The 24,619-nt window shown below is 63.6% G+C and carries 23 protein-coding genes; 6 read left to right on the top strand and 17 right to left on the bottom strand.

Annotated elements, in window-relative coordinates; all coding sequences use genetic code 11:
* Positions 1 to 61 precede the first annotated feature (61 nt).
* From ACWPWQ_RS13435 to ACWPWQ_RS13420, 4 genes are read right to left on the bottom strand one after another with little or no spacing between them, the layout of a single operon-like run.
* Positions 62 to 376 (bottom strand): SctD/MshK family protein, encoded by a 315-nt coding sequence (locus ACWPWQ_RS13435; RefSeq protein ID WP_139439241.1) that lies wholly within the window; start codon positions 374 to 376, stop codon positions 62 to 64.
* On the bottom strand, positions 369 to 1,016 hold the full coding sequence (locus tag ACWPWQ_RS13430; protein ID WP_139439267.1) for a type IV pilus inner membrane component PilO: 648 nt from the start codon (positions 1,014 to 1,016) through the stop codon (positions 369 to 371). Before ACWPWQ_RS13430 ends, ACWPWQ_RS13435 begins: the two co-directional genes overlap by 8 nt.
* Positions 1,016 to 1,609: a PilN domain-containing protein gene (locus tag ACWPWQ_RS13425; RefSeq protein WP_139439242.1), complete on the bottom strand. Its 594-nt coding sequence runs from the start codon at positions 1,607 to 1,609 to the stop codon at positions 1,016 to 1,018. The genes ACWPWQ_RS13430 and ACWPWQ_RS13425 overlap by 1 nt, the downstream gene beginning before the upstream one ends.
* Complete coding sequence (locus ACWPWQ_RS13420) at positions 1,606 to 2,472, bottom strand: MSHA biogenesis protein MshI (RefSeq protein ID WP_454010011.1); 867 nt, start codon at positions 2,470 to 2,472, stop codon at positions 1,606 to 1,608. Before ACWPWQ_RS13420 ends, ACWPWQ_RS13425 begins: the two co-directional genes overlap by 4 nt.
* A 69-nt stretch (positions 2,473 to 2,541) precedes the next feature.
* Here ACWPWQ_RS13420 and ACWPWQ_RS13415 point away from each other — a divergent pair, with 69 nt between their 5' ends.
* Entirely contained in the window at positions 2,542 to 3,489 is a 948-nt protein-coding gene (locus tag ACWPWQ_RS13415) for a 1-aminocyclopropane-1-carboxylate deaminase/D-cysteine desulfhydrase (protein ID WP_454010010.1), read from the top strand.
* A 63-nt stretch (positions 3,490 to 3,552) separates the two neighbouring features.
* On the opposite strand, the gene ACWPWQ_RS13410 is transcribed toward ACWPWQ_RS13415, so the two are convergent.
* Positions 3,553 to 5,472 (bottom strand): EAL domain-containing protein, encoded by a 1,920-nt coding sequence (locus ACWPWQ_RS13410; protein WP_454010009.1) that lies wholly within the window; start codon positions 5,470 to 5,472, stop codon positions 3,553 to 3,555.
* A 509-nt stretch (positions 5,473 to 5,981) separates the two neighbouring features.
* On the opposite strand from ACWPWQ_RS13410, the gene ACWPWQ_RS13405 reads away from it, so the two are divergent.
* Both ACWPWQ_RS13405 and ACWPWQ_RS13400 read left to right on the top strand, forming a co-directional pair.
* Positions 5,982 to 7,511 (top strand): EAL domain-containing protein, encoded by a 1,530-nt coding sequence (locus ACWPWQ_RS13405; RefSeq protein WP_404837583.1) that lies wholly within the window; start codon positions 5,982 to 5,984, stop codon positions 7,509 to 7,511.
* Between the two features lie 169 nt (positions 7,512 to 7,680).
* On the top strand, positions 7,681 to 8,778 hold the full coding sequence (locus tag ACWPWQ_RS13400) for a calcium:proton antiporter (RefSeq protein ID WP_454010008.1): 1,098 nt from the start codon (positions 7,681 to 7,683) through the stop codon (positions 8,776 to 8,778).
* 197 nt (positions 8,779 to 8,975) lie between these two features.
* On the opposite strand, the gene hutH is transcribed toward ACWPWQ_RS13400, so the two are convergent.
* The 10 genes from hutH to ftsY all read right to left on the bottom strand — a co-directional run bounded on the left by hutH (position 8,976) and on the right by ftsY (position 21,039).
* Positions 8,976 to 10,508 carry a histidine ammonia-lyase gene (gene hutH, locus ACWPWQ_RS13395; protein ID WP_454010007.1) on the bottom strand — a complete coding sequence of 511 codons (1,533 nt, stop codon included), beginning with the start codon at positions 10,506 to 10,508 and terminating at the stop codon, positions 8,976 to 8,978.
* Position 10,509: 1 nt separating this feature from the next.
* A complete protein-coding gene (gene hutU, locus ACWPWQ_RS13390; protein ID WP_454010006.1) occupies positions 10,510 to 12,213 on the bottom strand; it encodes a urocanate hydratase in 1,704 nt (567 codons plus the stop codon).
* A 66-nt stretch (positions 12,214 to 12,279) separates the two neighbouring features.
* A complete protein-coding gene (hutG, locus tag ACWPWQ_RS13385; RefSeq protein WP_454010005.1) occupies positions 12,280 to 13,218 on the bottom strand; it encodes a formimidoylglutamase in 939 nt (312 codons plus the stop codon).
* Positions 13,211 to 14,446: an imidazolonepropionase gene (gene hutI, locus ACWPWQ_RS13380; RefSeq protein WP_247627414.1), complete on the bottom strand. Its 1,236-nt coding sequence runs from the start codon at positions 14,444 to 14,446 to the stop codon at positions 13,211 to 13,213. Before hutI ends, hutG begins: the two co-directional genes overlap by 8 nt.
* A 155-nt stretch (positions 14,447 to 14,601) precedes the next feature.
* A complete protein-coding gene (gene hutC / locus ACWPWQ_RS13375; RefSeq protein WP_139439250.1) occupies positions 14,602 to 15,306 on the bottom strand; it encodes a histidine utilization repressor in 705 nt (234 codons plus the stop codon).
* Between the two features lie 11 nt (positions 15,307 to 15,317).
* Positions 15,318 to 15,977 carry a carbonate dehydratase gene (gene can, locus ACWPWQ_RS13370; protein ID WP_042076162.1) on the bottom strand — a complete coding sequence of 220 codons (660 nt, stop codon included), beginning with the start codon at positions 15,975 to 15,977 and terminating at the stop codon, positions 15,318 to 15,320.
* 200 nt (positions 15,978 to 16,177) lie between these two features.
* Positions 16,178 to 17,032 (bottom strand): RNA polymerase sigma factor RpoH, encoded by an 855-nt coding sequence (gene rpoH, locus ACWPWQ_RS13365; protein WP_025325421.1) that lies wholly within the window; start codon positions 17,030 to 17,032, stop codon positions 16,178 to 16,180.
* 464 nt (positions 17,033 to 17,496) lie between these two features.
* Complete coding sequence (ftsX, locus tag ACWPWQ_RS13360) at positions 17,497 to 18,450, bottom strand: permease-like cell division protein FtsX (protein ID WP_005323432.1); 954 nt, start codon at positions 18,448 to 18,450, stop codon at positions 17,497 to 17,499.
* Entirely contained in the window at positions 18,450 to 19,121 is a 672-nt protein-coding gene (gene ftsE / locus ACWPWQ_RS13355; protein WP_005323433.1) for a cell division ATP-binding protein FtsE, read from the bottom strand. Before ftsE ends, ftsX begins: the two co-directional genes overlap by 1 nt.
* Before the next feature lie 130 nt (positions 19,122 to 19,251).
* Positions 19,252 to 21,039 carry a signal recognition particle-docking protein FtsY gene (gene ftsY, locus ACWPWQ_RS13350; RefSeq protein ID WP_454010004.1) on the bottom strand — a complete coding sequence of 596 codons (1,788 nt, stop codon included), beginning with the start codon at positions 21,037 to 21,039 and terminating at the stop codon, positions 19,252 to 19,254.
* Between the two features lie 110 nt (positions 21,040 to 21,149).
* Here ftsY and rsmD point away from each other — a divergent pair, with 110 nt between their 5' ends.
* Both rsmD and ACWPWQ_RS13340 read left to right on the top strand, forming a co-directional pair.
* Positions 21,150 to 21,779, top strand: coding sequence for a 16S rRNA (guanine(966)-N(2))-methyltransferase RsmD (gene rsmD, locus ACWPWQ_RS13345; RefSeq protein ID WP_454010003.1), 630 nt, complete (start codon positions 21,150 to 21,152; stop codon positions 21,777 to 21,779).
* Between the two features lie 116 nt (positions 21,780 to 21,895).
* Positions 21,896 to 22,210 carry a DUF1145 domain-containing protein gene (locus ACWPWQ_RS13340; protein WP_025325417.1) on the top strand — a complete coding sequence of 105 codons (315 nt, stop codon included), beginning with the start codon at positions 21,896 to 21,898 and terminating at the stop codon, positions 22,208 to 22,210.
* A gap of 37 nt (positions 22,211 to 22,247) precedes the next feature.
* Here ACWPWQ_RS13340 and ACWPWQ_RS13335 read toward each other — a convergent pair whose 3' ends face one another.
* Together ACWPWQ_RS13335 and fabR are read right to left on the bottom strand one after the other, a co-directional pair.
* A complete protein-coding gene (locus tag ACWPWQ_RS13335; RefSeq protein WP_111910783.1) occupies positions 22,248 to 22,613 on the bottom strand; it encodes a YijD family membrane protein in 366 nt (121 codons plus the stop codon).
* A gap of 19 nt (positions 22,614 to 22,632) precedes the next feature.
* The gene (gene fabR, locus ACWPWQ_RS13330; RefSeq protein ID WP_025325415.1) at positions 22,633 to 23,253 is read right to left on the bottom strand and encodes an HTH-type transcriptional repressor FabR; all 621 of its coding nucleotides are present in this window, start codon (positions 23,251 to 23,253) and stop codon (positions 22,633 to 22,635) included.
* Between the two features lie 149 nt (positions 23,254 to 23,402).
* Between fabR and ACWPWQ_RS13325 the strand changes: the two genes are divergently transcribed.
* The gene (locus ACWPWQ_RS13325; RefSeq protein WP_247627418.1) at positions 23,403 to 24,521 is read left to right on the top strand and encodes a fatty acid desaturase; all 1,119 of its coding nucleotides are present in this window, start codon (positions 23,403 to 23,405) and stop codon (positions 24,519 to 24,521) included.
* Positions 24,522 to 24,619: the final 98 nt, after the last annotated feature.

Genomic DNA, 24,619 nt, shown 5'->3' with positions numbered 1-24,619 from the left:
GCACCTGACTCGCAATGAAACTCGACAAACCTGGCCCGCGGCATCCCGCGCGGAACCGACTTCACATCCGGATTTTGCTGCCAAACAGGGTCAGTGTCTGACGCTTGCCCGCCTTCTCCAGTACCACGGCATCGGCGCTGATGCCCACCAGCAGGAAACCGTCGATCCGCTGGCCCACCCGATAGCTCTGACCATCGAGCACCGCCAGCGCCGGTCCATTGCCCAGGATGACGCTCTGCAACCTGGGCAGACCGGCCCCCTTGCTCGGGCTCGCCGCCGCGCCGCTGCCGACCAGAGGGGCGGTCGGATCCTGCAACACCTCCGCCTGGGCCAGCGGGCCCAGCAGGCAGCACAACAATGTCAGCCACTTAGCCACGAATGAACTCCTTGCTGGTGCTCAGGGTGTAGATCTCCATCTCCACCGCCGCCTTGGGATGCTCGACCACCCTGTAGTCGAACCCTTTCCAGTAGAAGTGGCGGGGCAGTGCCTCCAGCGCCTTCAGGTACTGGTAGACATCGAAATAGCCCCCCTCCAGCTGGAGCCGGATCCCGTGCTTGAACAGGTTGGCCTTCTGCTCGCCGGCCATCAGCGGCTCGGGCTTGAGGGAGGTGAGCGCCAGCATATGCAGGTTGGCGGAGCGAGACAACAGGGCTTCCAGCACGGCCGGCATCTCGTGGGCCGGGATCAGATCCACCGTCTGGGCCTTGAGCTCTGCGTCCAGCCGACCGAGGGACGCCTCCACGCCAGCCAGCTGCTGGCGCACCTGGGCGTTGGGATCCCGCCCCAGCCGGGCCTGCTTGCCCTGGTTCTCTAGGGTCAGGATCTCCAGATCCCGCTGCGCCGCCGTCAGCGCCTGCCGCTCCTGGCTCAGGCGGGTGTCGGCGGCATCCAGCCAGCCGTAGATCCCGGCTGCCCCCAGCAAGATAATGCCCGTCAGCAGGATCAAGACCCGCTCCCGCAGGCTGAGGGCGGCCACACTCTGTGCCCAGGCCCGCCACTGTGCCGTCATCTCCATCATGGGGTCTCCCGTGCTATGCCGCTGAGCTGGAAGGCCAGCTGGCCTGCCTTGTCCCGGCTCAGGGTCAGCTCGCCAAACTGCTTGCCCGCCAGGGACGGAGTCTGCTTGAAGCGGTTCACCCAGGCGGGTACATCCTGACTGCGCTCGGCCACCCCGGAGAGGTTGATGCGCCCGTCACTTATCTCGATCCGTTGCAGGGAGAGGCGGGCATCCCGCAGACGGGCCAGATCCGCCATCACGCCGGCGTAGCCCTGGGATTTTTGCAGGGAGAGGCTGCCGAGCTGGCGTATCAGCGCCTGCTTGGCAGCCAGCTCCTCGCGCTTGTCGACCAGCTGCTGTTGCAGCTGACCGTCTGCCTGATGGCGCGCCAGGGCGGCATCGAGCCGTGTTGCCTCGCCGCGCTGCACATCGAGCAGCGCACGCACCTGGGCCAGCTCGCGGTCGACCCCCCGCTGTTGCCAGCCATAGAAAAAGGTGGCCGCAACCAGCAGCAGCAGGCAGCCGCCCCAGACCAGGGCCATCTGATTGAGGCTGGCCCACAGGCGCCTTGGCCTGAATTCGGCGCCATAGAGGTTGATATGGTGTTTCATCCTTCGCTCCTGCCCAGGGCCGCACCATAGGCGCAGAGGTATTCAACTCCGGCCAGCACAGCTTTGTTGGCCATGGCGGACACAGGGAAGCCGAACGCCTGCTCCAGGTGGCGCACCAGGGTGCCGATGAAGGGGGAGCCGATGGCGAGCTGCATCTGGCCCGGCTCCGGCAGCTTGAGCTGGCCCGCCAGGTAGTCGAGGGAGCGCTGGATCTCCAGCGCCAGCCCGTCGAGCATCCCCTGATCGGGCTCATGGGCCCCGGTGAGGCTGACAAAGCCGCGCAGCGGGCGCGAGAAGCAGAGGCCTCCCCGATGGAAGACCAGCAGTTGCAACTCCTGCCCCCTGGGCTGCCAGAGCAGCATGCGCACCGTCTGATCCGCCTCGTAGAGGGCCGTCATGGCCAGCTCGTCGCTGACGATGGCCTCCAGGGTCGCCACGCCGTTGACCGCATCCGCCAGCTGCTGCACCCGGCTCTTGGGAACGCAGATCACGTTGATCCTTGGTCGACCCGCAGGGGGGGTCGGCAGATCCACATAGTCCATGGCGAGCTGCAACACGGGTTCGTTGACGAAATCCTTGATGGCCCAGGGCAGGGCCCCCGCCATCTCGGCGTCGGGCACGGCGGGCTTGTCGATCTGGATCTGCTGATAAAGGCTGGCGGCCAGGGCCACCCGCACCTTAGACTTGGCCAGTCCATGCTGGGCAAACAGCTCCCCCATGGCCTTGGGCCAGTCGTGGGGGCCATTGATGGCGCGGCTGGTAAAGATGGGGACGGGTTCCACACAAGCCAGCAGGATGCGATCGCTGGCCAGCAGGAGTCCCACCTGATGGCTGGGGGGCGAACGTCGGAAAAGTGACTTCATCTAGACCCGGACCTGGCTGTATGAAACGGACTAAACCTTAACATAAACAGGCTATTAGCCTCCATATTTATGACAAACGATGCATTGACCGCCACCCTGGCGTCCTCCGGGGATGCCATCCTGGCCCCCGCTCAGGTCCCCTCGCCCCTGCACCCCGTTCACCACCCCCTGCTGGATGCTCAGGGCGTGCGGCTCTGGTGCAAGCGGGATGATCTGATCCACCCGACCCTCTCCGGCAACAAGTGGCGCAAGCTCAAGTACCATCTGCAACAGGCGCAGGAGCAGGGCAAGACCCACCTGCTGTCGTTTGGGGGGGCCTACTCCAATCACATCCACGCCCTGGCGGCGGCCGGACTCAGGTCCGGGCTGCGCACCACGGGCATCATACGCGGTGAAGCCGACACCGTCAGCAACGCAACCCTGAGTGCGGCCAGAGGCTGGGGCATGGATCTCGTTTTCGTCGACCGCCAGAGCTATCGGCGGCGCCAGGATCCGGACTGGCTGGCCCGGTTCGAGGCACCGGACACCCTGATAGTGCCGGAAGGGGGCAGTAGCCCGCTCGCCATCCCCGGGGTGGCCGAGCTGGTGGCCGAGGTGCCCTTCTCGCCGGATCTCTGGGTACTGCCCTGCGCCAGCGGCGGCACCCTGGCGGGGCTCATCGCGGGCAAGCGGGAAAGGGAGCAGATCCTCGCCATCGCCGTGCTCAAGGGGGGCGCCTTCCTCCACGATGAAGTGTGCCGGCTCAACCCGGCGGCGGCCACGACCGGCAACTGGCGGATAGCCCTGGATCACCACGACGGCGGTTACGCCAAATTCAGCCCGGCCCTGTGGCAATGGGTGCAGGCCTTCAGCGCCCACACGGGCCTGCCGCTTGAGCCCATCTACAGTGGCAAGGCGATGTGGGGACTGTTTCGGGAGCTGGCCGCGGGCCGGATCCCCCGCGGCAGCCAGGTGGTCTTCATCCACACCGGCGGCCTGCAGGGGCTGGCGGGACTCAGGGAGCAGGGCAGACTGTAAGCCAGGATCATTCACTCGCCTAGGAGGGCCCGCAGGCAGACTCCTAGACGCGGGCAGGCTCCGTCATATGGGCATCACCAGCTGCTCTGGTTCGGCGAACCAGGGCCCCTGGCCCGCGTGCACCCCGAGGTGGCGCAGCATCTTCCACTCGTCGCCGCTCTCCACCCCCACCGCGATCACCCGGGTCTGGGTATTGGCACAGCCCCCCACCAGGCTGCGCACCGCCATCTGGTTGACCTGACGCAGGTGGATCTCCCGCACCAGGCTGGGGTGCAGCTTGAGGAAGTGGATCTCGAACTCCTTGATGTACTGGGTGCTCACCACATCCTGACCGGCGTGATCTATGGCCAGTCGGCACCCCAGCATGCGCAGTGCCCGCAGCGGTCGCTTGAGCGCCTCGTAGTGACGGGTCACCTGGGATTCGGACAGTTGCAGGATCAACCCCTCGTTGATGCTGCGCGGCAGCTGGAACAGCTCGAAGAAGAGCTCCCGCTGGAACTCACGATTGAGCAGGTTCTGGGCGCTGAGGGAGAGGCTGACGGGGCAGCTCGACTCCGGTCGCTGGCGCAGCAGGCGCAGGGTCTGGGTGACCACCAGCCGGTCCAGGGGCAGCAGCAGGCCGGCCTTCTCCGCCATGGGCATGAAGACCCCCGCCTGCAGCTCCCGCCCCTGCTCGTCATGGAGGCGGATCAGCAGCTCCTGTTGCAGCACCACCTGATCCCGCTCCTGCTGCACCGGCTGCAGATAGAAGGAGATCCCCTGCTCCTCGATGCGGCGGTTGATCAGGGTACGCCAGCGCACCGTCCCCTTGTTGCTCGCCTCCTCGTCCAGGGACTTCTCGTAGAGGAACCAGCCGCTGTGGCCCTGCAGCCGCGCGCTCTTGAGGGCCAGCTCGGCCTCTTCCTGCACCTTGAGCAGGGAGTCCTCTGCCTGGTAGCAGACGGCTCCGAGGTAGACGGCCGTGTCCAGATTGACCGACTCGGGCCAGTGCAGCCGTTGCAGACTCTTGAGCAGCTGGCTGGCGCCGTCCACCATCTCGCTCTCGGACATGTTGGGCAGCAGCACGGCAAAGACCTGGCCGGCGTAGCGGGCCTGCAGGGCACCGCTGTGCTTGCGCACGAAGGTACCGATGGAGGCGCTCGCCTCCATCAGCAGATCCTGGCTCGGGCGCCCGTTCAGCTCGGGATCCAGCTCCTCCAGGCCGGCCAGCTCGATCAGCAGGACACCGCCGCTGATCACGCTCGCCTCCATGATGGCGTTTTCCAGCCGGTTGTCGAAGAAGAGGCGGTTGCCTATGCCGGTTGTCTTGTCGACGAAGGCGTTGCTGCGGATGAAGTTGTCGAACCGGCTGCGCTCCTTGCGGGCATCGGCCAGTTCGGCCAGCAGATGGGTGAGGGCCTGGCTGGCGGAGAGGGGCCATTCGTCGGCGGGATCATGGGCCAGCTTGGTGAGCTTGCCATCCAGGATCAGCTGGGCCCGCTCCGCCAGCAGTTCGGCACCGCGCAACTGCTGGCGCAGCCAGCGGATGGAGTACCAGAGGCCGAACACCACGATGAAGACCCCGAGGGAGATGCCGAACATGGCCTGCATGGAGTACTCGAACTCCTTGAAGGGCCTGTCCAGCTTGAATTCGGCCTGCATGCCGGCCTGATTGGGAATGGCCTTGCTGTAGGGGATCAGCAGACTCTCGTCCGTCTGCTGCTGCACATCGCGAAACCAGTAGACCCGCTGGCTATCCTGGCGGATCTCCAGCTCGACCACGTGGGAGGCCCGCAGCAGGGAGGGCAGCCAGCGGGCAAGGGCCTGCTGATCGTCGGTCACCCCCAGTTGCTTGTCGATGATCTCCACCAGGGAGTCGACCCGGTTTTGCTGCAGCTCCATCCCCATCTGGCGGAAACTGAAGACCCCGCCGAGCATCACCACGGCCATGGCCGCGATCACGCACAGCGTAATAAAGGAGACGAGTTGAGTGGTCAGTTTCATGTGCCTTTCCGTAGCCGACAGCATCCATAAGGCCTCATGGTATCAGCCTTGGCCAAACCCCGCCTATGGTTGCAGATCCCGCTTCTGCAAATAAGCGTCAGGGCCGCTCATGGCTGGGGGTGACCGCTGGTGAAGGAAGAGACTCGGGGGGAGGAGAAAATCGGGCAGCCGGCTGGGCAGCGGACAGAAAAATGGTCCCACTGCGGGGACCAAAAGAAACACTCATATCAAAACTAACACTCTGTGCTACTGACAAAAATAGATACAGGAGTATTGAACACACGGTGAGTCAAACCGCCCCGCTACTCTAGCCATTTCAGATAAGCTGGACAATTGTCATTTATGACAGGTCAGCGATTGAATCTTCACCACTCGTTTTGTCATATTGTTGTTTATCAATGCATTATGAATGTTGTTCCAAGTGTGACCGATACGACTCAAATCGATGCAGCTAATGCTATGATGTTGCCATCCATTTGTATCCCATGCACCCATCAGGCAGGTACCCCTTGCGACGAGCGTCTCCCTTCTGGATCAGTCTGCTGCTGCTCTGCCTGCCCGTGCTGGCGAGCCTGCCCCTCAGCCAGCTGCTGGGCAATCCCCTGGCCCACCATCTGTTGCAGGAGAAGAAGGCGCAGATAGAGGCCGCGCTGGCGGAGCGCCACGATGAGCTGGACCAGAGCATTCGCGCCCAACTGTCCAGCTTCGCCTTCGATTGCGGCCCCGCAGACATGGCCCTGTTGCGGGATCCCCGTTTCTACAGCCGCCACATCCGGCTGCAGGGCCTCATCCTCGCCTCCGGCGGCGGCTGTTCCAGTCTGGGGGAGGATCTTCCCCTCGCCACCGTCTCGCTGCCCCCCTACCCCGAACCGGAGCAGTTTGGCCTCGCGGCCACCCAGGCCCGCTTCAACACAGAGCAGGAGCTGGTCGCCTATTTCAGGCAGGGCGGCAATATCGCCTACTGGGTGCTGAACAACAGCTGGAGCCACGATCTGCTGCAATCTCCCTGCCCGGGCTGTTTCTATTTCGAGTTTGGCCAGCAACACCCTGATGGCATCACGCAGCCATTTTCCCGTGGGGACAGCGCCATCAAGAAGGACAAGAGCAGCCAGAGCCTGAGTTTCTTTACGCCAGACACCCACATCCGGCAGACCCTGTGGGCGGGCAAGGCGCTGGAGGAGTATGCGAAGCGGCAGGCCCGCCACTATGGTCTCCTGTATGGCGGCGCTCTGGGACTCCTGCTGGTCGCCGCCTACTGGGTGCTGCGCAACTACCGCCGCTCCCTCAAGGGACTGCTGCAGGCAGCCCTGGTGCGGCGCGAGTTCGTCCCCTTCTATCAGCCCATAGTGGACAGCCGCAGCAAGAAGGTGGTCGGTTTCGAGGCGCTGCTGCGCTGGCAGCGGGGTCGGGAGCTGGTGCCCCCAGGCACCTTCATCGACTATGCGGAGGAGCAGGGGCTGATCCTGCCCATGACGGAGCAACTGCTGGAGCGGGTCATCGCGGATCTGCCCTGGCTGGAGCCGACCCAGTGGGTCAGCGTCAACATAGTAGCCGCCCACCTGGAACAACCCCATCTGCGGCCCCTGTTGCAGCGCCACGACTGGCCCTCCCCGGCCAGGCTCACCTTCGAGCTGACCGAGCGCAAGCCGATCACCGATATCAAGGCGGCCATGGGGGAGATAGCGCTGCTGCAGGAGAAGGGGTATCACTTCAAGCTGGATGACTTCGGCACAGGCTATGGCGGCTTCGCCTACCTGCAGCGCCTCGGCATCCGCCAGATCAAGATCGACAAGATGTTCGTCGACACCATAGGCACGGACGACCTCAAACGCAGCGTGCTGGACGCCACCATCGCCTTTGGCCACGAATCAGGCATGGAGATGATCGCCGAGGGGGTCGAGACCCAGGAACAGGTCGACTACCTGCACCGCCATGGGGTCCACCTGATCCAGGGTTATGTCTATGCCAGACCCATGGCCCTGACCAAGCTGAAGATCTGGCTGCTGGCATGGCGACAGAGCCAGCCCGGCGGGCAATGAGAAAGAAACCTCAGGGTCCCCGCCCGGGGATCCTCATCTTTTGCAACAAAATGATCCTCCTCTGACGGGACAACTCCCTTTATCATGAACTGGCGCGCCACCCCGGTGGCGCGACCTGCTGTCTCCCTACCCGTCGGCCACGGCCGCCCCGAGATGAGAACCACTGCCTATGAAGTCATTTATCCGGCAAGAGATTGCCCTGCCCGTCGGCCTGCTGACCCTGCTCTTCTTCAAGACCCTGGGCAGCGACCTGCTGACAGAAGCAACCCCCCTTGCGGTCTACCTGCCGGTGTCACTGGCCCTGCTCGCCATCGTCACCTGGGCCATCTTCTCCGTCGTGCGTCACTCCGACGCCCTGGCCATCAAGCTGGGCGAACCGTTCGGCACCCTGATCCTGACTCTGTCGGTCATCTCCCTCGAGGTGGTGATGATCTCCTCCGTGATGCTGACCGGCGACCCCAACCCCACCATGGCCCGCGATACCATGTTCGCCGTGGTGATGCTGGTGAGCACCGGGCTGGTTGGCTTCACCCTGCTGTTTGGCGGCTGGCGCTATCACACCCAGAACTTCAATCTGGACGGGGTCAAATCCTATCTGGTGGCCATCATTCCCCTGGCCCTGCTCTGCCTGGTGTTGCCGAACTTCACCCAGGGCGGCACCCTGGGCGGGCTCTCCAAGGCCATGTCCTGGATGCTGATCATCATTTCCATCCTGCTCTATGGCGTCTTCCTGCTGATCCAGACCCGCAGCCACAGCCACTTCTTCGTCGACAGCGACCACGAGGATCACGAGGAACACCACGGCCCGCTGCAGAGCAACGTCTATCACACCCTGCTGCTGCTCGCCTACCTGGTGGTGGTGATCCTGCTGGCCAAGACCCTGGCCATCCCCATCAACTACGGGGTCCATGTGATGGAGGCCCCGGCGGCCCTGGGCGGCTTCATCGTGGCCTGTATAGTGCTGGCCCCCGAGGCGGTCGGCGCCATCAAGGCCGCCTTCAACAACCAGTTGCAGCGCGCCATGAACCTCTACTTCGGCTCCGTGCTGGCCACCATAGCCCTGACGGTCCCCTCTGTGCTCTTCATCGGCGCCCTGATGGGGCAGGAAGTGCGCCTCGGCCTCTCCCCTGCCGACATGGTGCTGCTCATCACCACTCTCATGGTGTGCAAGGTAACCTTCAGCAGCGGCCGCACCAATGTGCTCCATGGCGCCACCCACCTGGTGCTGTTTGTCGTTTATCTGTTCCTGATGTTTGAACACGAATAACCGGCGCCAGCACTCCCCCCGGTGCTGTTTGTCGTTTATCTGTTCCTGATGTTCGAACACGAGTAGCCGGCGCCAGCACTCACTCCGGTGCTGTTCGTGGTCTATCTGTTCCTGATGTTCGAACACGAATAACCCCGTACCACCAGCAACGAAAAGACCGCCCATTGGGCGGTCTTTTGTTATGGGCGGATAACCGCTTAGAGGCTGGGCAGCACCCCGGCCGGGATCAGATCGTTGTAGCTGGCGGCGCCCAGCAGGGCGGCGGCGGCCTCGATGTCCGGCGAGAAGTACCTGTCCTTGTCGTAGAAGCTGACCTCTTCACGCAGCCGTCCCTTGGCCAGCTCGATGAGCTCGGTGCTGCGCAGGGGCGCGCGGAAGTCCAGGCCCTGGGCGGCGGCGAGCAGCTCGACCGCCAGTATGCCGCGGGTGTTCTCCGCCATGTCCGCCAGACGGCGACCGGCGAAGGTGGCCATGGAGACGTGATCCTCCTGGTTGGCGGAGGTGGGCAGGCTGTCCACCGAGGCCGGATGCGCCAGGGTCTTGTTCTCGGAGGCCAGCGCCGCCGAGGTGACCTGGGCGATCATGAAGCCGGAGTTGACGCCTCCATTGTTGACCAGGAAGGCCGGCAGGCCCGACATGCGGGAATCGATCAGCAGCGCCATGCGCCGCTCGGACAGCGACCCGATCTCGGCGATGGCCAGGGCCAGGTTGTCGGCGGCGAAGGCCACCGGCTCTGCGTGGAAGTTGCCGCCAGAGAGGATCTCCTCGTCCTCGGCGAACACCAGGGGGTTGTCGGAGACCGCATTGGCCTCGCACACCAGCACCTCGGCGGCGTGGCGGATCTGGGCCAGACAGGCCCCCATCACCTGGGGCTGGCAGCGCAGGGAGTAAGGATCCTGCACCTTCTCGCAGTTGTGGTGGGACATGCCGATCTCGCTGCCGTCCACCAGCAGGTGGCGGTAGCAGGCGGCCGCATCGATCTGGCCGCGCTGGCCGCGCACTTCGTGAATGCGGGCATCGAACGGACGGCGGCTGCCAAGCGCCGCCTCCACACTCATGGCGCCTATGGTGATGGCACCGGCGAACAGATCCTCGGCATGGAACAGCCCCTCCAGCGCGAACGCCGTGCTCGCCTGGGTGCCGTTGAGCAGGGCCAGCCCCTCCTTGGGTGCCAGGGCGATGGGCTCGAGCCCGGCAATCTTGAGCGCAGTGGCGGCGTCGATCAGCTCGCCCTTGTGGCGGGCCTTGCCTTCGCCTATCAGCAGGCAGCTCATATGGGCCAGGGGCGCCAGGTCGCCGGAGGCGCCGACGGAGCCCTTCTTCGGCACCACCGGATAGACTTCGGTGTTGATGAGGCGCATCAGGGCCTCGAGCACCGTCAGCCGGATGCCGGAGAAGCCGCGGGCCAGGGAGTTGACCTTGAGCACCATCATCAGCCGCACGGTGGCGTCATTCATGTACTCACCGATGCCGGCGGCATGGGAGAGCACGATGGAGCGTTGCAGCTCGTCCAGCTGCTCTACCGGGATCCGGGTGTTGGCCAGCAGGCCAAAGCCGGTGTTGATGCCGTAGACCACGCGGTTTTGCTCTATCACCTTGGTGACCACGGCGGCGGAGGCGTGGATCCCCGCCAGGGCTGCCGGATCCAGGCTGACATGCACAGGCTCGCGGCTGACGCGGCGCAGGGTGGCGAGGCAGAGCTTGCCCGGTTGCAGATTGAGTTCGAACATCTTATTTCACCCCTTTGCTGGTCGCGTCGATCATCGGCAGATCCAGTTTCGCCTCATGGGCACAGTTGATGGCAATCTCGTAGCCGGCGTCGGCGTGACGCATCACCCCGGTGGCCGGATCGTTGCGCAGCACGCGGCCGACCCGCTTGGCGGCGTCATCGGTGCCGTCACAGACGATCACCACGCCGGAGTGCTGGGAGAAGCCCATGCCGACACCACCACCGTGGTGCAGGGAGACCCAGGTTGCGCCGCCGGCGGTGTTGAGCAGGGCGTTGAGCAGCGGCCAGTCGGAGACGGCGTCCGAGCCGTCCATCATGGATTCGGTCTCGCGGTTCGGGCTCGCCACCGAACCGGAGTCCAGGTGGTCGCGGCCGATCACCACGGGGGCTTTCAGCTCGCCGTTCTTCACCATCTCGTTGAAGGCGAGACCCAGGCGCACTCTATCCTTGACCCCGACCCAGCAGATCCGTGCCGGCAGGCCCTGGAAGGCGATGCGCTCGCGGGCCATGTCGAGCCAGTTGTGCAGGTGGGGATCGTCCGGGATCAGCTCCTTCACCTTCTGGTCGGTCTTGTAGATGTCTTCCGGATCACCGGACAGAGCCACCCAGCGGAAGGGGCCAATGCCCTCGCAGAACAGCGGACGAATGTAGGCCGGGACGAAGCCGGGGAAGTCGAAGGCGTTTTTCACCCCCTCCTCCAGCGCCATCTGGCGGATGTTATTCCCATAATCGAGCGTGGCGGCGCCACGGGATTGCAGGGTCAGCATGGCTTCCACCTGACGGGCCATGGAGTGACGAGCCGCCTGGTTCACCTCCTGGGGCGCGGATTTTTGCAGCTCGCGCCACTGGGCGACGCTCCACCCTTGCGGCAAGTAGCCATGGATCGGGTCGTGGGCCGAGGTCTGGTCGGTTACCACATCCGGGGTGATGCCACGGGCCACCAGTTCGGCGAAGACGTCGGCGGCGTTGCCGAGCAGGCCGACGGAGACGGCGGTGCCGCTCTGCTTGGCCTCCTCGACCATGGCCAGCGCCTCATCCAGGCTATGAGCCTTCTTGTCGACGTAGCGGGTCTTCAAGCGAAAATCGATGCGGGTCTCGTCGCACTCCACGGCGATCATGGAGAAGCCGGCCATGGTGGCGGCCAGGGGCTGGGCGCCGCCCATACCGCCCAGGCCCCCGGTGAGGATCCAGCGCCCCTTCGGTTCGCCGTTGAAGTGCTGGTTCGCCACCGCGAAGAAGGTCTCGTAGGTGCCCTGCACTATCCCCTGGGTGCCGATGTAGATCCAGGAGCCGGCGGTCATCTGGCCGTACATCATCAAACCCTTCTTATCGAGTTCGTTGAAGTGCTCCCAGTTGGCCCAGTGGGGCACCAGGTTGGAGTTGGCGATCAGCACCCGGGGCGCGTCCTTGTGGGTCTGGAACACCCCGACCGGCTTGCCGGATTGCACCAGCAGGGTCTGGTCGTCCTCGAGACGGGTCAGCACCTCGACGATCTTGTCGTAGCAGGCCCAGTTGCGGGCGGCGCGGCCGATGCCACCATAGACCACCAGGGACTGGGGATGCTCGGCCACTTCCGGATCCAGGTTGTTCATCAGCATCCGCAGGGGCGCCTCGGTCAACCAGCTCTTGGCGGTCAACTCGGTGCCGCGGGGGGCGCGAATGACCCGGCTCGGGTCGTGACGGGGATCCTGGTGTTGCACAGACATAGACACTCCTTGTTTATCAATGCAGCCGCCATGCGGGGGCACAGTGCCCCCTGGCGAGTCGGCCGACTACTTGGTTAGTTGATGGACCAGCCGGGCGGCCACGCGGGCGCTGCGGTTGTCCAGATCCAGACTCGGGTTGTACTCGGCCAGATCGGCGAGCCTGAGCTTGCCGCTGGCCCGGATATGGGCGATCAGGGGTTCGATGACCGCCAGCTCCACGCCGCGGGCGGCGGGAGCGCTCACTCCCGGCATCACCGCCGCCGGCAGCACGTCGAGATCGATGGTGAGGTAGAGGTGGTCGCAACGGGCGATAAAGGCATCCAGCCCGTTGAGCAAGGCTGGCAGCTCGGCCTGGGTCATGGCCTCGTCCAGCACGTGCCAGACTCCCAGCGCCTCGGCGCGGGCAAAGAGTGCCGCCGTGTTGGCGGTCTCCGCCACCCCGAGGCAGGCGTAGGTAAAGGGCGTGCCCTGGGCGGCGCACTGCTCGGCGATCTGGAAGAAGGGGGTGCCCGAGCTTGCCTGCTCCTGCTTCATGCGCAGATCGAAGTGGGCATCGAAGTTGATGATGCCGACCCGGCCCTTGCCGCCCAGATGGCGATTGAGGCCACTCCAGCTGCCAAACGCCACCTCGTGGCCGCCCCCCAGCACCAGGGGGAAGTGACCCAGATCCAGCGCACGGGCGACCCGCTCCGCCAGACGGTCGTGGGCGGCATCGAGATCGCCGTCCTCGCAGGCCAGATCGCCGCCGTCATGGACGGGGGCGCTCAGGTGCCAGGCGGTGTTGGCCAGCAGCTTGCGCACCGCCAGCGGGGCCGCGGCGGCGCCGACCCGCCCCTTGTTGCGGCGCACCCCCTCGTCACAGGCAAAACCGAGCAGCACCACGCCGGGCTCGCTGTCGGCTTGCCAGGGTTTCACCTTGTCGTGCCAGCGCAGGGCCAGTTCACCATCTTCCGGATCCTGGCGTCCCTGCCAGAGCGACATGTCGGCCATGTTGAACTTATCCATGGAGCGTCTCCTCCCCGTTGAGTACCCGGCTGACCAGCTGATCGACCCCGATCAGGTAGCTGATCTCGGAGGGGTGGGCGCAATTCCAGATCAGAAAATCGGCCTGCATGCCCACTCTCAGCTGCCCCAGACGCTCCTGCTCGCCGAGCGCCCGGGCGGCGTGGCGGGTCACCCCGGCCATGGCCTCAACCGGCGTCAGGCCGAACAGGGTGCAGGCCATGTTCATGGCCATGCGCAGGGAGACGATGGGGGCCGTGCCCGGGTTGATGTCGGAGGAGACCGCCATGGGCACGCCCGCCTTGCGCAGGGCGGCGACCGGCGGCAGCTTGGTCTCCTTCAGGAAATAGAAGGCGGTAGGCAGCAGGGTGGCGACCACGCCACGGTGGGCCAGCGCCTGGATCCCGTCCTGATCCAGATACTCCAGGTGATCCACCGAGAGGGCGCCGAAGTTGGCGGCGAGGGTGCTGCCCCCCAGGTTGGAGAGCTGCTCCATGTGCCCCTTCACCGCGAGATTGTATTGATCCGCCGCCAGATAGACCTGCTCGGTCTGGGCCAGGGAGAAGCCGATGTGCTCGCAGAAGACGTCCACCGCATCCGCCAGACCCGCCTCGGCCGCCGCCGGGATGATCTCCTGGCAGATGGTCTCGACCCAGGAGTCGGGATCGTCGCGGTACTCCGGCGGCACCGCATGGGCCGCCAGCAGGGTGGTCTTGACCCGGATCGGCAGCGCCTCCCCCAGCCGGCGGGCGACCCGCAGCATCTTGAGCTCGTCCGCCAGGGTGAGGCCGTAGCCAGACTTGATCTCTACCGTGGTGACCCCTTCCCGGATCAGGGACTTGATCCTCGGCACCGCCAGCTCATAGAGCTGATCCTCGCTGGCGGCCCGGGTGGCGCGCACGGTGGAGAGGATGCCACCCCCCTTGCGGGCGATGTCGCTGTAGGGCACGCCCTGCTGGCGCAGCTCGAACTCCTCGGCCCGGCTGCCGGCAAAGATGAGGTGGGTGTGACAGTCGATGAGGCCAGGGGTCACCAGCCTGCCCTTCATGTCACGCCAGTGGGCGGGATGGGGCCCCTTGAGATCCTGCATGGGGACCAGGGCGTGGATCCTGCCCTCATGCACACCGAGGGCATGAGGTTCTAGCAGACCGTAGTCCGCCAGATCGGAGCGCAGGGTGGCGGGTGTCACGTTGAGCCAGACCCGCTCGCAGTTCAACAGTTCCTTGTTCATACCGACCTCTAAATGTATATACAATAATTTATAGCCGATCTCTGACGAGAAAGAAAGGATCAAGTTCACATCTTGATAACAGCGGTTTCATTAGAGTTTAAGCACAAAAAAGCCCACCAAGGGGTGGGCTTTCAAAACAAGATATGTATATACAATTAAGTCAATCGGGTCTTGGAGCTCAGCTTGTAGCGGGAGCCTGGCGAGAGCAGGCGGGCATAGGAGACCAGAAAGCCATCCGACCAGGTGCGGCGATGCAGCAGCAGGCAGGGGGTATCGACCCTCACCTGCAGCAAGCCCGCCTCGCCGGCGCTCGGCAGCACCGCCTCCACCACGTGCTCCATCTCGGAGAGCGGGCAGACTTCCATCAGGTAGCTATTCGGCGTCTGCCTCGTGAAGTCCTGCTCGCCATAGCCAGGCAGGCGCTCGGCATCGACGAAACGCTCCTCCAGCTGCAGCGGCTCCCCATCGGCCTGATGGACGATGAGGCTGTGGAAGGTGGGCGCCCCGACCCGCAAACCCAGTCGCACCGCCACCTTCTCGTCGGCGGCCTGGCGCTGCAGGCGGATCACCCGGGCGCTGTACTGGCTCCCCCGCTCGGCTATCTCGTCGGCTATGTTGCGAATGGCCAGCAGCGGCGACTCGGCACGCCTGTCCGCCACGAAGCTGCCGGATCCGGCGGTGCGATTGAGCCAGCCCTCGGCCACCAGTTCACGCAGCGCCTTGTTGACCGTCATCCGGCTCACGGCAAACTGCTCACACAGGGCGGCCTCGGTCGGGATCCTGTCGCCCGCCTGATAGTGGCGCTCGCGGATCCCGTCCAGGATGTGCTGTTTGATCTGCAGATAGAGGGCGGGTGCCACCAATGGGGTCCTCAGCGACGACGGTGAGGCGGACGCATGTCCGGCCAGGCGCGGTAGACGTCCGGGATCTGGTCAGGGCCGCTGATGCAGAGATCGAGATCGTGCAGCAGACCGTCCTTGATGCCGTAGATCCAGCCGTGCACCGCCAGCTCCTGCCCCTTGCGCCAGGCATTCTGGATGATGGTGGTGTGGCAGACGTTGGCGACCTGCTCGGCCACGTTCAGCTCGCACAGGTAGTCGAAGCGCTCGTGCTCATCCTCGATGGCTTCGAGCTCTTCGCCGTACTTGAAGTAGACATCCTTGATGTTGCGCAGCCAGTTGTCGATGAGGCCCAGCTCCTGGTTCTGCATCGCCGCCTTGACGCCGCCGCAGCCGTAGTGGCCGCAGACGATGATGTGCTTCACCTTGAGCACCTCCACCGCGTATTGCAGCACGGAGAGGCAGTTGAAATCGGTGTGTACCACCAGGTTGGCGACGTTGCGGTGGACGAAGACATCCCCCGGCAGCAGCCCCATCAGCTGGTTGGCGGGAACCCGGCTATCGGAGCAGCCGATCCAGAGGTACTCGGGGGCCTGCTGGGCGGAGAGGGTAGCGAAGAAATTGGGATCTTCGGCCTTGATCCGTTCCGCCCACTCGCGGTTATTGGTAAACAGGTCGTTCAACAGTTTCACTTCTGCTCTCCCTAACTGTGGCAGTGGCGGCAACATACCATACACAAGGGTAACCAAGGCAAGGCCGACCAGATCCTGGTGAAACAAAAACAGGGCCATCAGGCCCTGTTTTCCAGAAGAGAATGCCCTCAGGCATCCATGGCGTCTTTCAGCTTCTTGAGTGCGTTCTTCTCAAGCTGACGCAGGCTCGGCGAATGCCCTCAGGCGGCCATCGCATCCTTCAGCTTCTTGAGCGCATTTTTCTCAAGCTGACGCACACGCTCGGCGGACACACCATAGTTGTCTGCCAGCTCCTGCAAGGTGGTCTTGCTCTCCTCATCCAGCCAGCGGGCGCGGATGATGTGCTGGCTGCGCTCGTCCAGGGTCGCCATGGCCGCGCTCAGGCGACGGGTGGCGTGACTGTCCCAGTTGTCGTTCTCTATGGTGGCGGCCAGATCGGAAGACTTGTCTTCCAGATAATGGACGGGGGCGAAGCCGCCTTCATCCTCATCGTCACCGACCAGATCGAAGGCCTGATCGTAGTTGCTCATGCGCGCTTCCATCTCGGTGACGTCGGCGGCAGAGACCCCGAGGTCGGCAGCAACGGCCTGAACCTCTTCGTGGTTCAGCCAGCCCAGACGCTTCTTGGACTTGCGCAGGTTGAAGAACAGCTTGCGCTGGGCCTTGGTGGTGGCCACCTTGACCATGCGCCAGTTGCGCAGCACATATTCGTGGATCTCGGCCTTGATCCAGTGCACGGCGAAGGAGACCAGACGCACGCCCACACTCGGGTCGAAGCGCTTGACCGCCTTCATCAGGCCGATGTTGCCTTCCTGCACCAGATCGGCCTGAGGCAGGCCATAGCCGGAGTAGCTCTTGGCCACGTGAACGACAAAACGCAGATGCGACATGACCAGCTGACGGGCAGCCTCGAGATCGCCACCCTGCTGCAAACGCATCGCCAGTTCACGCTCTTCCTCCGCGCTCAGCACGGGGATCGAGTTGACGGCTTGGATATAGCCTTCCAGACTACCTTGCGGAATCAGAGCCATAGTGCGTTGCAATGAAGTTCCCATGTTCTACCTCTTACTTTTCAATCGAATCAGTCTAACACCCTGAGAGGGTCTGTCTACTGACCGGGGGTCATTCTGCGGCCCATATCAAACATCAGTCAAACATCGGCCCCGGCATGAACCCGGCCTATCTTAGGCTGACGGGATGAATCATAAATGAACGGTCAAAAAAAAGGGGTCACAATGAAGGACCCCTGAAAAGTAGCATGCTAAGTCCATTGTTGCGGAGCTCGCAACCTTCACATGCTTGCCAAGTCAGACGAGCAAGGCAGAGGGGCCACACCCGTATACATTCTGTTGCACTAGATAGACTGTTTATAAATCAAAAGGTTCACAGGATCCAAATATGATCCTTGGCGCAGGCATCATTCAGATTACTCTGAGAAAGTGACCCGTGCCAGAAACGGGCCACTCTTTTACTTGATCCAGTTCGCAAAATCCAGCGCTTTAAAATGCTGATAAATTAATCAGGATGGTTCTATGTCACGAATGTGTCTGTGCACCGAGAACCAGGACGCAATCAGCCCCAGCAGCGCGCCGAGCAGTATCAGGTTGAAGCCGTCGAACGCCCCCATCCCCACCAGCCGGAAGTTGCTGTTGTAAAGCCCCGCCAGCTCCTTCACCACTCCCTCGCTCCAGATCACCATCACCTCGGTCAGCCACCAGGCCAGCATGCCGCCGATCACCCCGAACCAGATGCCGGTATAGAGGAAGGGGCGGTGGATGAAGGCATCGGTCGCCCCCACCAGCTTGAGCACTTCGATCTCGGATCTCTGGTTGAGGATATTGAGTCTGAGGGTGTTGCCGACGATCAGCAGCACCGCTGAGAGCAGCAGCACCGCTATGCCGGTGATGGTGTGACGCAGCAGGTTCATGATCCCCTGCAGCCGGGTCAGCCACTGCAGATCCAGCTTGCCCTGCTCGATGCCGGGTTCGTTCTCCAGCTTGGCGAGCAGCTCGGCGGCCCCTTCCGGGTTCTGCCAGCGCGGATCCGGGATCACGCTCAACACAGGCGGCAGCGGGTTGCTGTCGAGGTAATCGAGGGCATCGCCGAAACCGGAGATCTCGCGAAACTCCTTGAGCGCCTCGTCCCGGTTCATATAGGTGACGGACTCCACCTCGGGATAGAGCAGGATCCGCTGCTTCATGTCGAGGATGCTCTGCTCCGGCAGATCCTTGCGCAGATAGAGGGAGATCTGGGAGCTGGTCTGCCAGCTCCCCTCCACCACCTCGGCGTTTTTCAGCAGCACGTGGAAGCAGGAGGGCAGCGCCAGGCTGACCCCGAGCACCGCCAGCGTCATCAGGGAGGCGAGCGGATTGCGCCACAGCTCTCCCAGACTGGCAAAGGCCTGACGCACGTGGTCCACACCGTACATCATCAGACGGCGAAGCGGCGGCTGTTTATGACGAACTATGGCCATCAGCTCTCCTCCTGCTCTTGGGAATACATGCGCCCTGCCTTCAGGGTCAGGGTGCGATAGCGCATCCGGGCGATCAGCCCCAGATCGTGAGTGGCAATCAGCACCGAGACCCCGAAGCGGTTGAACTCCTCGAACAGTCGCATGATGTCCATGGAGAGCTGAGGATCCAGGTTGCCGGTCGGCTCATCCGCCAGCAGCAGAGGCGGCTTGTTGACGATGGCCCGGGCGATGCCGACCCGCTGCTGCTCACCGCCGGAGAGCATGCGCGGCTGGTAGCGCTCCTTGCCGAGCAGGCCGACCTTGTCCAGCGCCGCCGCCACCCGCTTGTTGATGTCGGCATGGCTGTAGCCATCGATCACCAGGGGCAGGGCCACGTTGTCGAACACGGTTCTGTCCATCAGCAGCCGGTGATCCTGAAAGATCATCCCGATCTGGCGGCGCACATAGGGGATCTGGCTGCGCTGGATATGGCTGACGTCATCGCCATGGAAGAAGACGCGACCATCGGTCGGCCGCTCCATCACGCTGATGAGCTTGAGGAGGGTACTCTTGCCCGCCCCCGAGTGGCCGGTCAGGAAGGCCATCTCCCCCTTGCGCAGGTGGAAGCTGACTTTCTGCAGCGCCTGATGGCCACCGCTGTATACCTTGCTGACCTTGTCAAAACGAATCATAACGGTTCCCTGACAGTGACAAACCCCGACCGGGATCGAGGTGGATCATACCCTGAGAGTGACAAGCCCCGACCGGAGTCGGGGCTGGGACACTGCTCATCGCGGCTGAGCTGGCGCATCGCGGCCAGACTCATTCATCGCGACTGAACAACGCCTCGATAAAGTCGTTGGCGACGAAGGGACGCAGATCGTCGATCCCCTCGCCCACCCCGATGTAGCGGATCGGGATCTGGAACTTGTCGGCCACCGCGAAGATGACGCCGCCCTTGGCGGTCCCGTCCAGCTTGGTGAGGGTGATGCCGGTCAGGCCCACCGCCTCGCTGAACAGCTTGGCCTGGCTCAGGGCGTTCTGGCCTGTGCCCGCATCCAGGGTCAGCATGATCTCGTGGGGTGCCTCTTCATCCAGCTTCTTCATCACCCGCACCACCTTCTTGAGCTCTTCCATCAGGTTGCTCTTGTTCTGCAGGCGACCGGCGGTATCGGCGATCAGCACATCGGCGCCACGGGAGCGGGCGGCCTCGATGGCGTCATAGATGACGGAGGCGGAGTCGGCGCCGGTATGCTGGGCAATAACCGGAATGTTGTTGCGCTGACCCCACACCTGCAACTGCTCGACCGCAGCGGCACGGAAGGTATCCCCCGCCGCCAGCATGACGCTCTTGCCCTCGGCCTGGAACTGCTTGGCCAGCTTGCCGATGGTGGTGGTCTTGCCGACGCCGTTCACGCCGACCATCAGGATCACATAGGGCTTCTTGCCGGTGTCGATCACCAGCGGCTGCTCGACCTTGGCCAGCATCTCGCCCATGTCCTGCTTGAGCAAGCCATAGAGCGCCTCGGCATCCTTGAGCTGCTTGCGATCCGCGTGCTGCACCAGGCCTTCGATGATGCGGCTGGTGGTATCCACGCCGAGATCGGCGGTCAGCAGCTGGGTCTCCAGCTCCTCGAACAGCTCGTCATCGATCTTCTTGCCACGGAACAGGCCGAAGAAACCGGAGCCGATATTCTCCCTGGTGCGCACCAGACTGCGCTTGAGGCGGGCAAAGAAGCCCTCCCGCTGCGGCTTGTCCTGGGTGTCGTCGTCCACCTTGGCGGCCAGCGGCAGGGCGGCCAGGGCAGCGGCTTCAGCCTCCATCGCGGCGACCAGACGCAGATCTTCCGCTCGCTGGGCCTCTTTGGCGATATGGGCCTCTTCCGCAGCCTGAGCTTCAGCGGCGATACGAGCCTCTTCCGCGGCACGGGCTTCGGCGGCAATACGGGCCTCTTCTGCGGCGCGAGCCTCGGCGGCGATACGCGCCTCTTCGGCGGCGCGAGCTTCGGCGGCGATACGGGCTTCTTCTGCGGCGCGAGCTTCGGCGGCAACACGGGCCTCTTCGGCGGCCTGCGCCTCGGCGGCAACGCGAGCAGCTTCGGCAGCCTGTGCCTCAGCAGCAACACGGGCGGCTTCCGCAGCTTGCGCCTCGACGGCAACGCGGGCGGCTTCCGCAGCTTGTGCTTCAGCGGCAATGCGTGCAGCTTCGGCGGCTTGTGTCTCAGCGGCAACGCGTACAGCTTCGGCAGCTTCCGCAGCTTGTGCCTCGGCGGCAACGCGAGCGGCTTCCGCAGCCTGCGCCTCGGCGGCAACGCGGGCAGCGTCGGCGGCCTCTGCCTCGGCGGTGATCAGCGCCTCATTGACGATGACGGGCTCGAGTTCGGAGGCAGGTTCCTCCACCACCAGGGGGCCTTCATCAGGGGTCGCCAGGGGCGCCTCGTGCAATACAGCAGGGGCCTCGGTCAGGGAAACATCAGCGACGGGAGCGGGGGCAACGGTGGCCTCGGACTCGGCGACAGCCGGGGTGGCGTCAGGGGCCTGTGATTGGACGGCCTCAGCCTCTTCTTTCTTGCGGCCGAAACCCAGCCAGGAAAACAAACCTTTTGCCATCTAAAAATACTCACATCAAAGGCTGACTGCTAAGATAGCCGTCCCTCGGCGGGTCGGCATAAAAATGAACCGCCTTATACTACCACTTTATTTTCTGACGACGAAACGCGATGCCCAGAGTGAAATCCAGCCGTAACAGCCCGAGCAAGAGCCCAGCCCCCCAGGGGCGAGCGGGCGTGGTAAGAATCATCAGCGGCCAGTGGAAGGGCCGAAAACTGCCGGTCAGGGATGTGGACGGACTCAGACCCACCACGGATCGCGTCAAGGAGACCATCTTCAACTGGCTGGCCCCCCATGTCCGCGGTGCCCGCTGCCTCGATCTGTTTGCCGGCAGCGGCGGCCTGGGGCTGGAGGCGCTGTCGCGCTACGCCGAGCAGGTGACCCTGGTCGAGATGGACAAGGGCGCAGCCGATCAGCTCAAGAAAAACCTGCTCACCCTGGGTTCAAGCCAGGGGCAGGTGATCCAGGCCGATGCGGTGAGCTGGCTGCAAGGTCCGGCCACCCCCTTCGATCTGGTGTTCCTGGATCCGCCGTTTCGCCGTGAGCTGCTGCCCCAGGTGTGCGAGCTGCTGGAGCAGCGTGGCTGGCTGGCACCGGACGCCCTCATCTATCTTGAACGGGAAAAGGAGATGAGCGATCTCCCCCTGCCTGCCAGCTGGCAACAGCTCAAGGACAAACAAGCGGGTCAGGTCAGCTACCAGCTCTATCTGCGGGACAGCAAGGATGACGCTGCGGTTTAAATGCCGGGTAGGTGCGGGAGCTGGGCGCGATGCCCCTCCCCGTCAACTTGCGCAACGACTCAAGGACAAGCAGGCCGGTCGGGTCTGCTATCAACTCTATGTACGGGAGATAAGCGATGAAGCGGGTGTTTAATCTATTGGCGATGGGCGTGCTGTTGTTCTTCTGGCTCGGCGTGGTGCTCGCCCTGCTGGGTACACTGCCGGGCAAACTGAACGGTTTTCTGCCGGTCTGCGGCGTCATAGTGATACTGATGCACTGGGTGCAGGCCAGCATGATCAAGGCCGCCTGCAAGCCCTACTTTGCCATCACCCGCCTCGAATTCACCCAGGTGCTGATCTTCGGGGTGTTCGGCATGATGGAGATCCGCGCCAAGCTGCAGGCCATCATAGATGCCAGGCAGAGGGGAGAGACCCCGCCCCGGGCCGATTAACCCAAGACTGCCAGAGCGAACCTGAAGGAGTGACACGTCACTCCTTCACTTTTTTCCCCAGGCTGATGCCGAGCTTGATGGAGAGCACGGCGAGCAGCAGCAGCATGGCGATCAGGGAGAAGAAGTTGCTGCCAAGCTCGGGGTACTGCACCTTGAGCAGGGCCGTGTGCCCGAACGCCCCGATGAAGAAGCAGAGCAGGATGCAGCTGGGGGTATTGCCGACTATGGGCTCGTGGCGATAGTGCTGATAGAGCTGGTAGGCCGCCAGCAGCAGGGCGATCAGGGGGAAGAAGGAGAAGGGCACGACCGACTCGGTCAACACCGACAGGAAGGCATCACCGCAGATGCCGATGAGCAGGGCCAGCAACAGGGGCTTCTTCGGGATCGCGTTCGATTCATGCATGGGACTGTCCATCCTTGACTTAAGAGAGAGATTCGCGGCGCTTGCGGTTCTGCACCTCGGCGCCCATGGCGATCATCCGCAGCTGGCTGATGGTGCGCTCCGACAGGGCCCGACACTCTTCGGGGGTCATGTCGAGGGCGTCGGCACCGGCGCTGAAGACGATGGTGACCATGGCTTCGGCCTGGATGTAGGCCTCTTCCCGTGGCGCCTGCGTGGTCGCCTCCAGATAATCGGTCAGCTCGGCGATGAAGTGCTGGATCTCGCGGGCCACCGCCTGGCGGAAGGCCGCCGAGGTACCGGAGCGCTCACGGAGCAGCAGCCGGAAGATGTTCGGGTTGTTTTCGACGAATTCCATGAAGGTCTGCACCGAGGTGCTGATGACGCTGCCGCCACCGGCGATGCGCTGGCGCGCCTGGCGCATCAGCTGGCGCAGGGTCAGGCCGCCCTCGTCCACCAGGGTCAGTCCCAGCTCTTCCATGTCGCGAAAATGGCGGTAGAAGGAGGTCGGCGCTATGCCCGCCTCCCTGGCCACTTCCCGCAGACTGAGGTTGGAGAAGCTGCGGTTGGCACAGAGTTGACTGAACGCCGCCTCGATCAGCGTACGCCGGGTCTTTTCTTTTTGTTGCGCGCGAATACCCACGAAAACAGTCACCTTGAGATTAGCGAGGCCAGATGATAACCCGAAGGCGGGGCCTGGATCAGGTTTGTCTCCGACTTTTTTACCATTGACCCGCATTCCGGCTCAATGGAGAATAGTGGACAGCTGTTCGCTGAATGGAGCCGAGTGAAATGGACCGCCCCCCTATCATCATGACCAACACCCTGCTGTTCGCCCTCTCCGGGCTGACGGCACTGATTGCGGTACCCTGGTACGGCCTGACCCACGGCTATGACCTCTGGCAGTGGGGCAGCTTCCTGCTGCTGTTCTGCTACTGCGGCATCTCCATCACCGCCGGTTATCACCGACTCTGGTCCCACAAGGCCTACAAGGCACACCCCGCCCTGCAATGGTTCTTCGCCCTAGGCGGTGCCCTCGCCCTGCAGAACTCGGCCCTGCACTGGTCGTCCGATCACCGCCGCCACCACCGCCACGTGGATGACAATCAGAAGGATCCCTACAGCGCGGGCCGCGGCTTCTGGTACTCCCACATCGGCTGGATGCTGCGGGAATACCAGCGCGAGATCTACCACGACTACAGCAATGTGCGGGATCTGCAGAACAATGCCATCGTCGCCTTCCAGCACAGGCACTATCTGGCATTGACCCTGGCCACCAACATCGGCATCCCGCTGCTGCTCGGCCTGATCCATGGGGATCTGCTCGGCATGCTGCTGCTCGCCGGGGTGCTGCGCATGGTGATGACCCATCACACCACCTTCTTCATCAACTCCCTTGCCCATATCTGGGGCAGCCAGCCCTTCACCGATCGCAACAGCGCCCGGGACAACGGCATCCTGGCCTTCTTCACCTTTGGCGAGGGGTATCACAACTTCCACCACCTGTTCGAGAACGACTACCGCAACGGCATCCGCTGGTGGCAGTTCGATCCCACCAAGTGGCTGATCCGCACCGCCGCCTGGTGCGGGCTGGCCCGGGATCTCAGATCCTGTCCTGAGGAGCGGATCGAGCAGGCCAGGCTGGAGATGCAGCTCAAGCGAGCCCAGGCCAGACTGCACAAACAGGATGACAGGGAGCTGTGGCAGGCGCTGCTGCAGGAGGAGTACGACAAGCTGAGCCTGCAGATCCAGCACTACTACGCCAGCCGCAAGCAGTTGCTGGAGCAGCGCAAGCGCAAGGCGCTGGCGCGCTACGACAGGCTCAAGCTGCAGCTGGAGTATCGCAACCTGCGGGATGGTTTCCTCGTTGCCAAGCGCAACTGGAGTCGCCTGCTGGCCGGTATCGCCTGAGAGACCGACCGCCAGCCCCACTGCCCAAGACCGCCCGCTGGCGGTCTTTTCATGGGTGCCTGGCGATCCCCTGGCATAAAAAATGGGGCGACATTCGC

Source organism: Aeromonas sp. Marseille-Q7275 (assembly GCF_965119515.1).
The sequence above is the reverse complement of the archived record's forward strand: the minus strand, read 5'-3'. Positions and strand labels throughout refer to the sequence as shown.

Excerpts from the sequence above, each read along its gene's own strand:
- ACWPWQ_RS13430 (WP_139439267.1), bottom strand. The coding sequence starts at position 1,016 with ATGGAGATGACGGCACAGTGGCGGGCCTGGGCACAGAGTGTGGCCGCC.
- ACWPWQ_RS13425 (WP_139439242.1), bottom strand. The coding sequence starts at position 1,609 with ATGAAACACCATATCAACCTCTATGGCGCCGAATTCAGGCCAAGGCGC.
- ACWPWQ_RS13420 (WP_454010011.1), bottom strand. The coding sequence starts at position 2,472 with ATGAAGTCACTTTTCCGACGTTCGCCCCCCAGCCATCAGGTGGGACTC.
- ACWPWQ_RS13415 (WP_454010010.1), top strand. The coding sequence starts at position 2,542 with ATGACAAACGATGCATTGACCGCCACCCTGGCGTCCTCCGGGGATGCC.
- ACWPWQ_RS13410 (WP_454010009.1), bottom strand. The coding sequence starts at position 5,472 with ATGAAACTGACCACTCAACTCGTCTCCTTTATTACGCTGTGCGTGATC.
- ACWPWQ_RS13400 (WP_454010008.1), top strand. The coding sequence starts at position 7,681 with ATGAAGTCATTTATCCGGCAAGAGATTGCCCTGCCCGTCGGCCTGCTG.
- hutH (WP_454010007.1), bottom strand. The coding sequence starts at position 10,508 with ATGTTCGAACTCAATCTGCAACCGGGCAAGCTCTGCCTCGCCACCCTG.
- hutU (WP_454010006.1), bottom strand. The coding sequence starts at position 12,213 with ATGTCTGTGCAACACCAGGATCCCCGTCACGACCCGAGCCGGGTCATT.
- hutG (WP_454010005.1), bottom strand. The coding sequence starts at position 13,218 with ATGGATAAGTTCAACATGGCCGACATGTCGCTCTGGCAGGGACGCCAG.
- hutI (WP_247627414.1), bottom strand. The coding sequence starts at position 14,446 with ATGAACAAGGAACTGTTGAACTGCGAGCGGGTCTGGCTCAACGTGACA.
- rpoH (WP_025325421.1), bottom strand. The coding sequence starts at position 17,032 with ATGGGAACTTCATTGCAACGCACTATGGCTCTGATTCCGCAAGGTAGT.
- ftsX (WP_005323432.1), bottom strand. The coding sequence starts at position 18,450 with ATGGCCATAGTTCGTCATAAACAGCCGCCGCTTCGCCGTCTGATGATG.
- ftsE (WP_005323433.1), bottom strand. The coding sequence starts at position 19,121 with ATGATTCGTTTTGACAAGGTCAGCAAGGTATACAGCGGTGGCCATCAG.
- ftsY (WP_454010004.1), bottom strand. The coding sequence starts at position 21,039 with ATGGCAAAAGGTTTGTTTTCCTGGCTGGGTTTCGGCCGCAAGAAAGAA.
- rsmD (WP_454010003.1), top strand. The coding sequence starts at position 21,150 with ATGCCCAGAGTGAAATCCAGCCGTAACAGCCCGAGCAAGAGCCCAGCC.
- ACWPWQ_RS13340 (WP_025325417.1), top strand. The coding sequence starts at position 21,896 with ATGAAGCGGGTGTTTAATCTATTGGCGATGGGCGTGCTGTTGTTCTTC.
- ACWPWQ_RS13335 (WP_111910783.1), bottom strand. The coding sequence starts at position 22,613 with ATGCATGAATCGAACGCGATCCCGAAGAAGCCCCTGTTGCTGGCCCTG.
- ACWPWQ_RS13325 (WP_247627418.1), top strand. The coding sequence starts at position 23,403 with ATGGACCGCCCCCCTATCATCATGACCAACACCCTGCTGTTCGCCCTC.